Annotated in this window: 15 protein-coding genes (1 of these 15 only partly in view); 6 read left to right on the top strand and 9 right to left on the bottom strand. The window is 59.1% G+C overall.

The features are described from left to right. Window positions 1-693 carry the end of a hypothetical protein gene (locus SH410x_RS17290; RefSeq protein WP_473669272.1) on the top strand. Its footprint begins 1,026 nt before the window's first position, so only the last 693 of its 1,719 coding nucleotides appear in the window; its start codon lies off the left edge, out of view; it ends in the stop codon at window positions 691-693. Between the two features lie 520 nt (window positions 694-1,213). Here the strand turns inward: SH410x_RS17290 and SH410x_RS17285 are convergent. The 5 genes from SH410x_RS17285 to SH410x_RS17265 form a co-directional block, all read right to left on the bottom strand. Continuing rightward, window positions 1,214-2,053, bottom strand: a complete 840-nt coding sequence (locus SH410x_RS17285; protein WP_473669270.1) for a hypothetical protein — start codon at window positions 2,051-2,053, stop codon at window positions 1,214-1,216. 330 nt (window positions 2,054-2,383) lie between these two features. Beyond that, a complete protein-coding gene (locus tag SH410x_RS17280) occupies window positions 2,384-3,373 on the bottom strand; it encodes an ion transporter (RefSeq protein ID WP_473669268.1) in 990 nt (329 codons plus the stop codon). 36 nt (window positions 3,374-3,409) lie between these two features. Next, window positions 3,410-3,955 carry a DinB family protein gene (locus SH410x_RS17275; RefSeq protein WP_473669266.1) on the bottom strand — a complete coding sequence of 182 codons (546 nt, stop codon included), beginning with the start codon at window positions 3,953-3,955 and terminating at the stop codon, window positions 3,410-3,412. A 221-nt stretch (window positions 3,956-4,176) separates the two neighbouring features. After that, window positions 4,177-5,508 carry a leucine-rich repeat domain-containing protein gene (locus SH410x_RS17270; protein WP_473669264.1) on the bottom strand — a complete coding sequence of 444 codons (1,332 nt, stop codon included), beginning with the start codon at window positions 5,506-5,508 and terminating at the stop codon, window positions 4,177-4,179. A gap of 220 nt (window positions 5,509-5,728) precedes the next feature. Further along, window positions 5,729-6,292 (bottom strand): GNAT family N-acetyltransferase, encoded by a 564-nt coding sequence (locus SH410x_RS17265; RefSeq protein WP_473669262.1) that lies wholly within the window; start codon window positions 6,290-6,292, stop codon window positions 5,729-5,731. 116 nt (window positions 6,293-6,408) lie between these two features. Here SH410x_RS17265 and miaA point away from each other — a divergent pair, with 116 nt between their 5' ends. Then, window positions 6,409-7,494 carry a tRNA (adenosine(37)-N6)-dimethylallyltransferase MiaA gene (gene miaA, locus SH410x_RS17260; RefSeq protein ID WP_473669260.1) on the top strand — a complete coding sequence of 362 codons (1,086 nt, stop codon included), beginning with the start codon at window positions 6,409-6,411 and terminating at the stop codon, window positions 7,492-7,494. A gap of 94 nt (window positions 7,495-7,588) precedes the next feature. On the opposite strand, the gene pdxH is transcribed toward miaA, so the two are convergent. Beyond that, window positions 7,589-8,332, bottom strand: coding sequence for a pyridoxamine 5'-phosphate oxidase (gene pdxH, locus SH410x_RS17255; protein ID WP_473669258.1), 744 nt, complete (start codon window positions 8,330-8,332; stop codon window positions 7,589-7,591). A gap of 318 nt (window positions 8,333-8,650) precedes the next feature. Here pdxH and SH410x_RS17250 point away from each other — a divergent pair, with 318 nt between their 5' ends. Together SH410x_RS17250 and SH410x_RS17245 are read left to right on the top strand one after the other, a co-directional pair. Beyond that, window positions 8,651-9,394, top strand: coding sequence for a YqgE/AlgH family protein (locus SH410x_RS17250; RefSeq protein ID WP_473669256.1), 744 nt, complete (start codon window positions 8,651-8,653; stop codon window positions 9,392-9,394). A gap of 76 nt (window positions 9,395-9,470) precedes the next feature. After that, window positions 9,471-9,893: a cold shock domain-containing protein gene (locus SH410x_RS17245; RefSeq protein ID WP_473669254.1), complete on the top strand. Its 423-nt coding sequence runs from the start codon at window positions 9,471-9,473 to the stop codon at window positions 9,891-9,893. Between the two features lie 13 nt (window positions 9,894-9,906). Here the strand turns inward: SH410x_RS17245 and SH410x_RS17240 are convergent, their stop codons facing one another. Beyond that, entirely contained in the window at window positions 9,907-10,167 is a 261-nt protein-coding gene (locus tag SH410x_RS17240) for a hypothetical protein (protein WP_473669252.1), read from the bottom strand. A gap of 88 nt (window positions 10,168-10,255) precedes the next feature. Between SH410x_RS17240 and SH410x_RS17235 the strand changes: the two genes are divergently transcribed. Then, window positions 10,256-11,029, top strand: coding sequence for an RluA family pseudouridine synthase (locus SH410x_RS17235; protein WP_473669250.1), 774 nt, complete (start codon window positions 10,256-10,258; stop codon window positions 11,027-11,029). Between the two features lie 3 nt (window positions 11,030-11,032). Here the strand turns inward: SH410x_RS17235 and SH410x_RS17230 are convergent, their stop codons facing one another. Then, a complete protein-coding gene (locus SH410x_RS17230) occupies window positions 11,033-12,268 on the bottom strand; it encodes a competence/damage-inducible protein A (RefSeq protein ID WP_473669248.1) in 1,236 nt (411 codons plus the stop codon). 267 nt (window positions 12,269-12,535) lie between these two features. On the opposite strand from SH410x_RS17230, the gene eboE reads away from it, so the two are divergent. Then, entirely contained in the window at window positions 12,536-13,783 is a 1,248-nt protein-coding gene (gene eboE, locus SH410x_RS17225) for a metabolite traffic protein EboE (protein WP_473669246.1), read from the top strand. A gap of 360 nt (window positions 13,784-14,143) precedes the next feature. On the opposite strand, the gene SH410x_RS17220 is transcribed toward eboE, so the two are convergent. Further along, window positions 14,144-15,226 carry an alpha/beta hydrolase family protein gene (locus tag SH410x_RS17220; protein WP_473669244.1) on the bottom strand — a complete coding sequence of 361 codons (1,083 nt, stop codon included), beginning with the start codon at window positions 15,224-15,226 and terminating at the stop codon, window positions 14,144-14,146. Window positions 15,227-15,260: the final 34 nt, after the last annotated feature.

The raw sequence follows: 15,260 nt of genomic DNA, 5'->3' as shown, positions 1-15,260 counted from the left end.
CAAATGAACGCCGCAGTGCAACAGCACGAGCAGAAGAAACAGCAACTGCAGCAACAGATCGAGCGAGCCAAGCGGGAAGGTCGCAGTGCCGATGCGGCCAAACTCCAGGAAAAGCTTAACAACGCGCAAGCCGCTGATGCGCAAATGCAACAAATGCAAAATATGGCTGAGGCGATGCAGAATGCTGCTGAAGCAATGGAGCAAGGCGATTCCAAGGCGGCCGCCGATGCGATGCAGGCGATGAGCGATGAACTCGGCGATATGCAGAGCGCGATGAGCGAGTTGGAGGATCTGCAGTCCGCCCTCGATGATCTCGCCCAGTCCAAAGGGCAGATGAACTGCCAGAATTGCAACGGACAAGGGTGCCAGCAGTGCATGAACGCCGGTGGCGGCATGGGCCAGGATAAACGCCCCGGAAACGGACTGGGGCCAGGGTTCGGCAAGAACGCCGACGAGGACGACGACACCAATACATACGACACCAAGGTCCAAGGGGACGTGAAACGCGGGCGCGCCGTGATCGCGGGCTTCGCCGATGGCCCCAACCGGAAAGGCATCACTCGTGAGGCAATCAAGAGCGTGATCGACGCGTCGATGAGCGAAGAGGGCGATCCGCTCGACGACCAATTACTGCCGCGCGACGAACGCGACCAAACACAACAATATTTTGACAGTTTCCGCGACGGCAAGTGAGCAGGATGGCGATGAATTGGAATGGAATCGCGTTGGCTGTCGTCGGATCCCTGGCAGTCTGGCGCGGGCTGTGGCTGGCAGCCGGAGTGCCCGATACGACGGCCCTTGCGGACGCAGTCCGCGGAAAGGTCGAAATTCAGTGCGCAGAGCTCGGCAATGCCCCGACGCCGTCGCATCCGGAGCCCTGGCGGGTATCGTTTGCCAACATCGATGCGGTCTCCTTAGGCGGGCATTCCGCTCTCGAGATCGTTCCGAGTGGGGTGGACGTCTGGGATCCAAATCGACCCGTCTGGATCACGCCCGGCCGTGATCGTCAGCCAGGCTGGGCAGGCTGGGACGATAACCACGATGGCGTCGTCGACGACGACGGGGAGTTAGGCGCGGCGTGGAGCGATGACCACTGCGCCGTTGAGATGCCGGAGGCGATCCAACCGAGCGGCCGCGTGATCGATCGTGGTGCCTTTGGGCCACCGGGGGCCTCCGCTGAGGCCGGCCCGTCGCGGTATCTCTTCAACGTAGGCTACATCCTGGACGCACCGAAAAAGAATGCGCCAGCGATCCCTCCGCAGAGCATCGCAACGGCTAAAATCTTCCACGTGCCTTTGCCGTGCTTGAACGGAAAGACAAAGAGATAAAGGATCGTCAGCGACAATAAGCCTTGCTTGGTATCCGAGCGAAACGCGACGGAAATTAAGCTTAGGGTGGCACCGAGGGCGACCAGCAGGAAGGCCGATCCGCCCAGGTTCATGAACATCTGCATGGGCTTGAACGCCACGGCCTCCTCACGCCGCGAAGCATTGACCGCCAAAACAGCGATCCCCACCGCACAGCCCAGGATGAACAAGATTAGGGCCAGCATCCACGCGGGCATGCCCGATTTGCCAATCATCTCCAACTGCAGCCGTTTGGCTTCGTTCATATCCCGCTCTGCTTTGTCGAGCGCCATCGTGCCCTTGTCGATATCGACGCCAGCCACTTTGTGTCCATCAAAGCGTTCCCCCGTTTGCAAGCTGAAACCGCACTTAGTACAGAGTACCGCTCCGGGGGGCAGCTCCTTGCGACAGGCGGGGCAGGTCGCTCCCATCTCGCGATCCATCCCCTCTTCGGCGAACAGATCATCGAGTTCCGATCTCGCTGGTTCCGCCGCGGGCCGTGGCGCCGGTGCGGGTCGAGACGCCGGTGCGGGTCGTGCGGCGGTAGTGGCGGGACGTGGGGTCGCCGCGGCGCGTGGTTTGGTGGTTCCGCCGCCGGCAGCTACTTTGATGACACTACCGCACCCGGGGCATTTGATCGCCTTGCCGGCGAGTTCATCACGAACATTGAGCTGTTTGCCACAGCCGCATTTCACTGCAATTGGCATAGGAGAGAGGGTTTTGGGTTCAGGGTTCAGGGTGACTAGTATTGTTATAACAGGTTGAGATGGCAGCTCGCTCGCGACACGCCCGCGAATGAATAACCCGAGTCGCTACGTTCGCCAGAACGTGGATCCCACCGTCTGGCGACGGTAGCTACTTTTGATTCGATGCGTGTTATTGTCTCGCTGTCGCGAAGCACATCAGGGGCAATGATTCGACTTGACCCGTTGTGCGTAGGAACGAGCGGAAAATAAGTGGCCGAACGCTCCGCGGTCGGAAGGGTCGACTGCCGAGCGTTCGGCCACCATTTCGGACAGTGATTTTCTGCTCGTTCCTTAGTCATTTGGCGGTTTGATCTGATGTGCCAAAGGGGCTCCGCAGCGGTAGCAATAGTCGGCATCGCTGCGGTGACGCGCGACGGCACAATTGGGGCAGGGACACAGGTCGATCGAATTCCCCGACATGTGTTGCGACAACTCCGCACTGACGAATCCCGTCGGCACAATAATTAAACTGTAGCCCAGTAGAATCAAGGCGGCCGAGATGATTTTACCAATCGTCGTATGCGGCACCACGTCGCCATACCCGACCGTCGTCATCGTCACGATTGCCCAGTACATCGATTGTGGGATGGAGGTGAAGTCACTATCGAATGGATCGTTGACCAGCACGGTTTCAATGTGATACATCAGGGCACCACTAATGGTCACCGCGACCAGTACTACCGAAAGGAAGACTATGATTTTGTCACGACTCCGCCACACCGCGTTGGAGAGCTCGTCGGCCTGGCTCATCATTCGCCATAGCTTCAAAACTCGAAACACACGTAACAAGCGGACGCTTCGGAGAATCGCAAATGATTTCGCCGAGTGCCCAACGAAAAACACGAGGTAGCTCGGCAGGATACTGAGTAAATCAACGATGCCCCAGAAACTCTTGGCATATCGCATGGGATGCCGCACGCAAGCCAATCTCGCAATGTATTCGACGGTGAACAGAATGGTTAATAGCCATTCACCCGCGGTCAACCACAGCGGAATGTGCTTGAGGGGGGACGTTTCATCAAGCGTGTCCAGATCACCATGGAAAACGGTGGTGTCGATACCTGAATATTGCGGCAGAGTCTCGATCGAAACCAACACGACGCTCGCAATGATCGCGATCAGCAGCCCGATATCGAATACTCGACCGGCGGGCGTATCCGCTTCGAAGATGACGTCGTACATCTGTTGCCGCACACCCGCATCCTCGGGGCGCTGAACGACCCGGCGACGCATCGTTGCGGCGGTCGTGCTAGGCGGTTTGACGGGTCGAGCGTCGGACATGGAGAACGCCGATCATCGGACGGGAAATCACAGGGGTCACATCGGTGAACGCTGCGGGGAAATCTCACACCGTTTTTCGATGATCTCGAAATGGTGCTGCAGGTGAGCGGCGGCCAGCCACGCGATCCCACGGGGGGTGATGGCATGCGAATCAACATGGCCCACCCGATCCCAAGCTCCGGGGATGATCCGGCCGAGGAGCATCAAATTGGCTTGCCTGAGGTTCCCCAATTCGCTGATCAGGTGGCTGAGATTGCCCAGCCCGAATCTCGCGTCCGCGTACGCGTTCTCGTCCCACGCAGGCAGGTCCGTGGGATCGCCCGCCGCGATTCTCAGCATCCGATCACCGTATATCCGTTCCGCGTCAACGCAGTGTTCGACAACTTGCCGAACCGTCCACCCATAGGGTGCGTGGACACGGTCGACGAGCTCTGCTGACAACGAACTGCCGAGGTCACACATCCAGTAGAGCTGGTCGGCGAGCACTTTTAAAATGCAGTCGCCCGCCACCCGGTCCACAATGGCCCAGTGCCCCGGCAGGGACAAATCGTGCTCATCTGGCCGACGCGATTTTGTATTCATGCTGTGGACAACTCTTGCGGAAAACTTGAAGTCGCGCGACGGTCAACTGTCGCCTCCATCGCCTGCCGATGGATTCTACTTGAACGGATCGTCGAACGTTCGCGGTCGATACTCCCGACCGCGGACCGTTCGGCCGCTGGCGAACACATTCCACGTTCTGGCGAACGTGGCTACGAAACTGAGATCCACGTTCTGGCGAACGCGGCTACCGAACCGATTTACTAGTTCTCAAAGTCAACGACTTCGAGTCCATCGTGCGTCTCGGTCAACGTGTCGATCGTGTCGTACCCAATGCTCGTGTTGGCGACGTTGAGGTATTTCAGTTTCGGCAGCTTTCCGAGTTCCAGAAAACCTTCGTCGGTAAACTGGGTGCCGGCGACGTTGAGCCGCTCGAGGCTCACCAGTTTCTTCAACGTCGGCAGCGACTCGTCGCCCACGGCAGCCGATTTCAGATTGAGCTCTTTCAGTTGAGTCAGGTCACCCATCGCGGCAATCGATTCATCATCGGTGTTGGTTTCCCACAGGCCGAGGTAAGTCAGTCCCTTGAGTTTGCCCACCAAGGCGATGTCTTCAGGTTGGGCCAGACGACACTCGCTCATGTCGAGGAATGTGATCGATGGCATCGCCGACAAAATTTCGAGCCCCTGCCGATCCAATGAGGAATCTCGCAGTTCCACTCGCGATAGTTTTGGATTCGATTTGATGTGTTCGAGTCCCGCACCCGTGACGTCACAGCCCCGCAACCGCAGACGCTTGAGATTCTTTAGTCCCTTGATCATTTCCAGGCCCTGGTCGTCGACCTTGGAATAATCACCCTGCAGAGATTCGAGCGAGGGCATCTTGCCCAGTACCTCCATCGTGTCATTACTAATCGTGGTGCAGTAGTTGAAATTGATTGATTTCAATTTCAGTGGTCCCAGTTGAACCAGTCCCTTATCGGTGACTTGCGATTTTTCCAATTGCAGGTCTTCGAGGGCATCGAGCTTCGTCAGCGGCTCCATGCCAGCGTCACCAATATTGGTATTTCTCAGGTCGATCGCACGCAATTTTTTCAGCTCGGTCAGGTTACCGAGTCCCTCGTTGGTGACTGCGGTACGACGGAGTTGGAGCGCGATCAGGTTTGTTAACTTGCCGACCGTTTCGAGTGATTTGTCACTGATCGCGGCGCCGGTCAGATCGAGCCGCTGCAGCTTGGTCAATTTCGCGAGATTCTCGATCCCCTCGTCGTCGACGGTCGGCCCGATCAATGCGATCGTCTGCACGTTGGGCACGCCGCCGAGTTGAGCCAACACCTCATGGACTTTGTCGTTTCCGCCACTGACTTCGACAACAACTCCCTCGCTGTTTTTGCCGACCGAGAACCCTGCAGCCTCGATCGCAGCGATCGCATCGGGCGAGTCTGGTTCTAACTGGGGAGCCGCTGGCGAGCTGGGGGCAATCGACTTGACGCTCGTTTCGGGCGCGGTGGACGCTGTCTCGCGGCGACACCCTGCCGTCATCAGGAGGGTGGGGACGATCAGGAGCAGTAAGGTGGGGAGGGCGTGCCGTTTCATGGCGATGAGGTCTCGCGAGTGCGGAGCGGGGATTCGACGTCGATTAGCCCAATAACTTAGAAACTATTGTTGAAAACGCAACGTGTCAGTCAGTCGCTACCTTTGCCAGACGCGTGAATGCCCACGCTCTGGCGACGGTCGTTACGTTTGATCCGACGGGGTGAATGGACGGGGTGAATGGACGGGGTGAATGGACGGGGGGCGAACTGCCCTGCGACCGCTACCCCACCACTTCACAGGCCTTGTAGACGACCTGGGCCCGGCGAAACCCGATTTTTTCGTAGAGACCGATGGCAACCGTATTGGCGGTTGTTACCTCTAAGTGCATCTTTTCGATTCCCGCCGCTTGGAATCCCGTTGCCGCCCGGTTGATGAGCAACCGTCCCAAGCCGCGGCCGCGGTGTTCACGGATCACGCCAATGTTTTGAATCACACCCCATCCGTCCGACTCCAGTCCCTGAATGGTGCCGACCGGCATGCCACGGCCGCCCGGGCGATCGTGATACCTCAGCAACCATGTCGAACCGGGAACAAACGTTGCCCGGGAGGTGATCTCACGCATCAAACGTAAACATCCGTCGCGCCGACCCAGGCACGGGAAGACATCCGCGTCGATCTCACTGCGAAAACTCTGATACTTGGCTTGGGCGTGATCACGAATCAATCCCTCGTCGAAGCCCACGAATTGATACCCTGCCGAAGCAAGGGATTCCTGGTCCCAGTCGCCGCGGAATTCACGCAGGTCCAGTTCCATTCGGTAGCGACGAAAATAAGTCATGCCCATGCAAATCCCCTTTCCTAAACGTGGTCGCTGCACAACACTGAGAGTCCTCCTGCTCAAACGAGAGCTCCATTCTAGCACATGAGCGATACCTGAACTGGACTTATTATTTGGCTTCCATGACGCCCAAGCCGTCGACTCCGATGGCCGAAATCGCGTGTTTTCCGCCTCTATTCGATCGCGCACTCGTATTGACCGGGCCCACAGCCTCGGGAAAAACATCGCTCGCGGTGCGGGTTGCTAATGCGATGCGGGATGTGCCGGTTGCAACGGCCTCGGCGAAGGCGTCCGCCCAACCCCAGATCGAAATCATCTCGCTCGATTCCATCGCTGTCTATCAGCGGATGGACATTGGCACGGCTAAACCGTCGCCGGCCGAGCAACGCTGCGTTGTTCATCACATGATTGACGTGGTCGAGCCAGATCAGGAAACCAGCGTCGCCGAATACTTGACCGCCGCCCATGCCCTGGTCGATCAAATTCATGAGCGTGGGAATCGACCGATGTTTGTCGGGGGCACCCCCATGTATCTCAAGGCGATCCTACGCGGGTTCGATCCCGGTCCGCCTGCCGATGAGGCGTTTCGCGATGCGGTGATGCGAGATGTCGAGCAGTTCGGAGCGACCGCCTTGCACCAACGGCTCAGACAAGTGGATCCGTTGTCGGCCGCGAGAATTGAGCCCCACGACGTGCGGCGAATGATCCGCGCACTCGAATTCGCTCGCCAAACAGGCACGCCGATTAGCCATCGCCAGCACCAATTTGAGATCGAACAGACACCCCAGGCAGGCCTCGTGTTCGCTCTCCAAACACCACGCAGCGTGTTGCACCGGAGAATTGCGAGCCGCGTGGAGCAAATGTTTGCGGGCGGGTTGGTCGATGAAATTCGGGCACTCACCGAGGTCTATCCTACGCTCTCGAAAACGGCTCGTACCGCGGTCGGCTACCGCGAGGTGCTGGAAAGCGAAGAGTTCCAGGCGTGGAGTGCCAACCCAGACGTTCCACCGGATTGGTCACGCGTTGCCGAACAGGTGCTCTTTCACACCCGCCGACTCGCCCGCCGCCAGGAGACCTGGTTCCGCTCGATGGGCGAGCTGCGTTTCATCGCAACGCATCAAGGTGAGGAGGAAACGGAGCGTCCCATCGACGACTTGGTGCGTGAGGTCGTTGAGGTGCTCAGGGAGCATCCGGTGTGGGTTCGATAGCGGATGCTTTCGCGGCAAGTGTCGACGAAAGCACGAACACCACCGGAATCAGCTCGGGCGGTGCGAGCGGTCGGGCATCTAAGAGGAGGGCCATCTATGGGGACAGCCGCGCGATTTGCCAGGGAGTTTCCGGCGGCTGGTCGAGCGGTCGGGTGTACGCGATGCGATCGTGCAACCGGTTGCTGCGTCCTTGCCAAAACTCGATCCGGTGCGGCGTGACAGCGTACCCGCCCCAATTCTCGGGCAGCGGCACGGTTGAGCCCGCCGGATACTGCTGGGCAAGTTCCTCCATCCGCGTCTCGAGCACCTCGCGAGACTCAATCGTCGACGACTGGGTGCTTGCGTGCGCCCCGAGCTGGCTATCGCGCGGACGCGAGTGAAAGTAGACGGCTGAGGATTCCCGGTCCGTGCGCTCGGCTCGGCCCATGACCAACACCTGACGCTGCAGGTGCGGCCAAAAGAAACACAAGCTCACCTGAGGGTTCGCGGCGATCTGACGGCCCTTGGTGGATTCGTAACTCGTGTAGAAAATGAAATGGCTGTCCGTAATTCCCTTCAACAGCACCGTGCGGCTGGTCACCTCGCCCGCAGGACTCGCCGTTGAAAGCGTCATCGCGTTGGGTTCCATCCAATCAGGCAGCCCGGATGGTTTGGCTACGCAATCGTCCGCGGTGGCCGAATCGCTGGGGTTTCGCCCAGTCGCCTGGCCAAACCACAGCTCGAACTGAACCAAGGGGTCGGGGGTGACGTCCTGCTTACGGAGCCCGCCGAGCGTGTAATCTTGCCGCATCTGGTGGACGCGTTTGGCCGGAGAATCGTTTTTGGCAAATGAATTCATGTGTTTTGCATGGGAAACAGTGCGAAAGTAACCCCCAAGATGGTTTTCCTGGAGAGGTTTTCGAGGAAAGCGAGCTCTTTGGCGCGCCACTTGCCTTCTATAGGAATCGCTTCTTAGGTGGCTGCCAAGGTGACTCTACCTGGACGGTTCTATTTTGATTAGCCGTGTGGGCGGTGCCCCCCGGTTTTTCACGCCCGTGCAACGGACCACTGTGGCTATCGCCAAAAGGGCTAAAAGGTCCGTGAAATGGGGTGTTTGTTCATTTAAGTAGCACCCATCGGGCGGGAAGCGTTTTTCTTTTCTGAGTGAGGTTCTATCGTGCGAAATTCTCAAGTGGGCGACTTATTGGTGGCAACGACGGAAGTCGATGGTACCGTTTTGAATCGTGGCGTGTGCTTGCTCGTCTATGAAGACGAGAACAGCGCCGTCGGCGTGATGTTGAATCGGCCCATGCAGATGTTCCGGGATCCATCAACGAACAACGCGACCGGCTCGCCCCACGTTGCTCCGAAATCAATATCGCACCGATTGTCACCGCTGGTCGATCTCGAGTCGCTGGAGACAGCCGATGTGCCACACGCCAGTGAGGATCTTGAGGTCGCTGACGAGGTGGACGAGCAAAATCCGGCCAACCCGCACACCATCGCCTTCGTGGGGCCCTCGGACGATCCCGATGCGGGTAAGTTTCTGTTGGGCAAATCGTTGTATTTCGGGGGTCCGCTCTCCGGTCCGGTCGTCGCCGTGCATGGTGCGCCGCATCTTGCCGAGGCTGAGGCGGGCGAGGGGATTTTCGTCGCCGCCCAGCGCGATCATCTCGAAGCACTGCTGCAGGCCGAGCAACCCGTACCGTACCGTTTGATCGTCGGGCACCTCGGATGGACGCAGGAGCAACTGACCAGCGAGATCGAGGGTGGTGTGTGGCACCGCGTTCGCGCTACCAACGAGATTCTCTCCACCGCCGATGAATGGTTATGGCCGAAATTGATTCGTTCGGCGACGGCAGGCAGCGTCTCGCGATGGGCGGGGGTCACGCACGTTGCCGACTCCCACCTGCTCAACTAAGATCCGGGGCTACTGCACTCTGCTAACGCCATTGGCATTGTGATCTTTTTTTTCCATCAATTCAGTAAATTCACCTGTGTCTGATCGCCCATTATCTGGCTTTTCATCGAAAGGTCGCTCACGTGACGACGATGACGAAGTCAAAAAAAAGCCGTTTCGGATTCAAATCAAGCGTCTGGGCGAGATCAAGTACATTCGCGACGACGGTGAATTCGGGTTCATTCGTGCCGAAGATTTCCGCGAGGATGTCTTTTTTCACAAGATGGCCTGGGAGTCTGATCCCCGCATCGTGGCTCAAAATGAGATGTACGTTGAGTTTGAACTCGACGACGATCATTATGAATTGACGAAAAAACTGCGGGCCAAGGTCGTGCGGCCCACCCATCGACCGGCCGGCCGGAAGCTCAAGGCCAGCGATTCCCCGTACGAGATCGTGTTTCACCACCCTCGAGCACGCCGCAAACGCCCCTCCTGGCGGGGCGACGATTCGGACGCGTGAGTGATCCGAATCGCTATTTGAATTCTTCGTCAAACGCGGCGAAATCGTCCGCGGGCTCCCCGCCTTCGGCAGGAAACTCGGAGAATTCTTCGACGGCTTCAAACTCTTCCACCGCCTCGCCGTCCTCGGATACCTCACTGTCCTCATAACTGCTGTCGATCGGCTCTTCCACGACGGCAGGCGATTCCTGTCCTCGCTTGTCCAGGACAGCCGCGACGGTGACCGAAATGATCAGAACAAGTATGAAAACAACCCAGCAGATGAAGAGGATCATGGGGGGCAAAGTGGAAGAGTGGGGCGGAACAGAAGTCGGAGACAGCACACTATTCTAATTCAAACCTCACGTCACGTAGGGAAAAAAAGTGAAGCTCGATGTACTCTACGAAGACAATCATCTGCTCGTCGTCAATAAACCAGCTGGACTGGCGACGATGGGCGACGGCGATCGTACGACCCTGCACAGTCTCGCGGGGGCGTACCTCAAGCAAAAATATCGGAAGCCGCACGGCGTCTACGTCGGTATCGTCAGCCGCCTGGATTCCCTCGTCTCCGGCGTGATTGTGCTGGCCCGGACCAGCAAAGCGGCGGCGCGCTTGAACACGCAGTTCGCCGATCATGCCCAGCGGCTCAATGCTGATGCCGCCCGTGCGGCCGCAGGGGACGACTCCAGCCCGCTGGCGATCCGCAAAACCTACCTCGCCGTCGTCAGGGCGGAGCCGAACCGTGCGGCACCCCTGCCCGCCAACGCTCGGCTCGATGACCTGCTCTACAAAGACGACGCCGCCCACCGCATGCGCGCGGCGAATAATCCGCGGGCCGATGCCAAACCCGCATCCTTGGTTTATCAAACGCTGATCACGAGTGATCACAGCAGTGTCTTGGCGGTCGCTCCGCTGACAGGACGCAAACATCAAATCCGCGTGCAGTTGGCCGCCAGGGGCTGGCCGATTCTCGGCGATCGCAAGTATGGCAGTCAAACCGAGTGGCCCCATGGGATTGCTCTGCACAGCATGCAGTTGACGATCGAACATCCAACGCGGCGCGAGCCGATGACGTTCTCGTGCCCGCCACCGGTTGCATGGAATCGCGTGCGATCGCGTGAACTCGAAAGACGCTGGGACCAACTGACCTGGTGACTCTCACAGGCAGTGACGCAGATACCGCAGGCCCGCCTTCGCGATTCGCGGATGCACGATGCTCGGGTGCCCGCCGATGGTTTGGGTCGTCGAAGTCCACTGACCGTCGGGATGACTCACCGAGTACGTGATGGTCGCCTCGGGCATCACGTTATTTTCGAGCAGGTTTTGGTCGGGGTAGGCGTCGACCAGCAACAACCACTCCGCTGAAAAACGCTGTCGGATGATTTCGACGCATTCCTGTAGCGGGGCATGGGCAGCGTTAGCACCCGCGAAACGACGCAGCTCCTCGAGTCCCACCAGCGACAACCCACCGGCAAGCACCGGAGAATCGCCGATGGCAGCAAACCAATCCCCCAGCGGTGCGGCGTGGCCGAGTTCAATCACACAGAGTCGCTCAGCTCGCGTTCGCAAAATGGCGTCGACCGCATGCTGTTGCTCGAAGGTCTCGCCATCGCCGAAGTACAGATCGCCCACCCGCAGCATGATTTCGTCACGCGTCCTCGCGATCATGGATTCGCACTCTGCCACGCTCGCGGCCATCGCGCTGATTCGCAACGAGATCGTCGCGGCACTGACGGTAATGCCGACACGTGGTTGCCGAGTCCGCGAGATCATATCGCCCAATCGAGCCTCCATGTCGCTCTCGCCCAAACCGAAAAATTTCATCACGCTGTGTCGGATCTGTTGATCCCCGTCGCCGCCTGACAAGATCGCAGGGGCGACGGACTCGTCAAACATCGTTTTCATCTCCGCCGGCACGCCCGGTAACGCAAATATGCGGGATCCGGTGCCATCGGCTCTCGTGGCCACGATGTCGACCCCAGGCGCGGTCCCCTGGGGATTGAAAATCGGCGTGGCACCCACCGGAAACGTCGCTTGGCTGCGATTCCGCTCCGGCATCTCGCGACCCCGGCGGCTGAACATGGCTTCGATATGTGCCAATGATTCCGGATCGAAGCGCAGTGGAACACCGAGCGATTGAGCGATCGCGTCGCGAGTCAGATCGTCTTGGGTCGGCCCCAGTCCCCCGGTCGCGACGACGAGGTCGGCGCGTTGCACCGCAATCCGAAAGACGTCGATGTTGTGAGCAAGGGTGTCGCCCACGGTGCTGTGGAAGAGTACCTCGACGCCGAGCTCAGCGAGCCGCCGACTGAGCCATGCGGTGTTCGTGTCGAGCCGGGCGCCGCTGATCATTTCATCGCCGATCGCGATGATTTCTGCCGTGAGGAGTGACATGCTGAGAAGGTGTTCGTAGTTGGAGGGAAACGCTGGCCCGCGCGCCCGAGGGCACCCGGCAACAGCAGGCGTGCCGCAAAGCACCGAACGCTGAACCAAGTGCCGTAAGGCACCCGGCAACCGAATCATCGCTGAGAATCGTTGGCAAGGGAAAGCACGTTGCCGGGGCGACAAGCCGGCCTCCGCAGTTTACGCTCTACGTCCTCGTAGCGGAACTCTCTGCACCATTCGCTACGGCCACCATTTCGACAAGGTAGAGTTTGCTCCATGCCATCTGATCCACGCTCCCAATGGACTCTGGGTTACTGCACCAATATTCACGCGGGCACGGAGGTAACGCAGATCTGCGATACCCTCCACGACATCTCCGCGGAAGTGGGCCGTCTGCGACAGGCTGACGGCCGGCTCGGCGTGGGGCTCTGGTTGCCGCGATCCGCCTGCACGACCCTGCGCCGACACGGCATGCCACCGCTCGTCAACGCAATCGAGAAAAATCAATTGCTGGCGTACACGATCAACGGATTCCCCTACGAGGATTTCCACAAAGAACGCGTTAAGCATGATGTGTATCTGCCGACGTGGTGGACCGACGAGCGGGTCGCGTACACCCGTGACCTGGCCAAGGTGCTCGCGGAACTGCTGCCCGAAGAGACGACCATGGGCACCATCAGCACGCTACCGATTGGTTGGCCACGGCAGGTCGACGAGTTTGAATCCAGCGACGAGGAAACGTGTCTGCGAGACGCCAGCGAAGACGAGGTGCATCACGCTGGGACTAACTTCCGCCGTTTGGCTGAGGATCTTCGGATGCTCGAGAACCGGACGGGAAAACGAATCGTTGTCGCGATCGAACCCGAACCCGGCTGCCTGATCGAGCGAGCCGAGCAGCTCGTGGAGTGGTTCGAGACCCAGCTCCCCGATCCCACTCACCGGCGGTACATCGGCGTCTGTCACGACGTTTGCCACTCCGCCGTGATGATGGAAGACCAACGCCAGACGCTGCAGCGATACGCTGAGGCGGGCATCGTGCTCGGCAAGATTCAGATCAGCAGCGCGATTGTCGCTGACTGGCAATCGATCGACCCCGCCGACCACGCCGCGACGTTGGAACAGCTCCGATCGTTCGCCGAAGACCGATACCTCCACCAGACCGGTCGGTTGCGAGCGGACGGCAGCTTCGAATTGGCCGAAGATCTACCCGAACTGCTCGCTCAAATGACGCAGACTCCTGTCACCGATCAACGCTGGGTGATCCATTTCCACGTGCCGATCTTTATGGAGAAATTCGGGCACCTGCAAACCACCCAAGACCAAATTGCCGAGACCCTCGATGCGGTCGAGCAACTTTCGTCACCCTCGGCAAAGGGATCCTCCCGGAACAAGCCCACCCTCGAGTTCACCGGGCACCTGGAGGTCGAAACGTACGCGTGGTCGGTCCTGCCCGAAGACATGCGGTCGGGCAACCTCGCCGTTGACATCGCTCACGAACTCGACTGGGTTAGTGAGTTGCTGTAATCGGCAGCCCCTGATTCGTTCTCCCACCGGTCAGTGATCGTGCGGATTCAATCGTCGATGCGGCGATGGATTTGCCAGGCCAATGTTGCCAGACCAGTGTTGCCAGGCCAATGTTGCCAGGCCAGTGTGAGGCCGGCTTGGTAGCACCGGCAGGTAGCGTGTGCCGGTTGTCGGGCTCGACCCGCTGGGCAGCGAGCATCGCCACCCGTGGGAATCTCGCGTGATGACGTTAGCGATTTTGACTCGGTGCCAGGTGACTCAGTGCCAAGCACACTGACTCGGTACCAGGCATGCGATGATTCTCCCGGCCCCGCAAGAGCACGCCGGCAATCTCGTCGTTGATCATCCGCCCATCGTCGATCAAGAATCGGGCGATTCCGATTCGGGCGATTTCGATTCGGGTTTCGATTCGGGAGCCGAAGCTGCCGATGCCTCAATGGCGCGTACCATATCGCTCAGCACCATGGGGACAAAATAGATGCCGGAGTAATGGTCGGCCTCAAAGCGAATATGGTGCGTCGGTTCCACCTCGATACACGCAGCCAAGGCGAGGGCATTTTTCAACGGGACTACCTGATCTTGGTTTGCGGTAAAAAGCCATGTCCGCTTCGGATCCAAACGGTGAGCGATCCGCATCGGCTCCACCGCATCGAAGCGTTCCTGGATCTGGTCCATGGTGAGCCCCGCCTCCAGCAAGCGTTCTCGGAACTTCGCAGCGTCGCGTTTTCCGGATCGGATCACATCGATCAGGTTTCCGCCCGCCAACAACACGAAGACATTTTCGTAGCCGGAACCCGCTGTGCCGCTGTCGAGGCTCGCGCTCGTTGTCGCGACAAACCCACCCAAGCTCGTCCCCTGAACGGACACATGTTCCCCATCGACAAAGGGCAGCGCGGCAATCGCATCCCGCGCCCTGCGAACGTCGGCGACGGCCTGGATCATCGAATCCAGCGATTCGACTCGGTCATGCTTGCGATCGGTCCCCAAGCGTTCGCCGTAATACGGCAGGTGAATCAGAAACGCATGCACACCACTCGCTTGAAACCCCCAGGCAAACAAGCGTCCTACGGCCATCTTTGAACCGGATTCATGAACCACCACCACCGCTGGCCGGGTTGCAATTTGCCCTTCTTTATTGCGTGCAGCATGCCATTCCATCGTCACGCGATCGTTTTGCGGGTCCCCGCTGGGAACCGGTGATGGAAACGAGATCAATGCATCCGCCATCCAGGAAACCGGTGGCGCCGTCTGGACGACAAACTTGGCCGGTGGCCAGGCGATTCCAGCGAGGCAGGCGCTCGCATCAGCGGACGCATCGGGAAGCACGTTCAGCGAATCCTCGGCCGAAAAATCGGCGCCGTCCAATGCCAATCGATCCGCTGCCCGAGTTGAGCACAGCGGGGTCGCGACAACCAGGCAAATCAAACAGAGTAGAACACGCATCACATCGAACTCCATACTACGAGAATCGTTCCGA

The sequence above is a fragment of the Rhodopirellula sp. SH410 genome (assembly GCF_055811895.1).
Note: the sequence above shows the minus strand (reverse complement) of the source record. Positions and strands in the feature narration are given on the sequence as shown.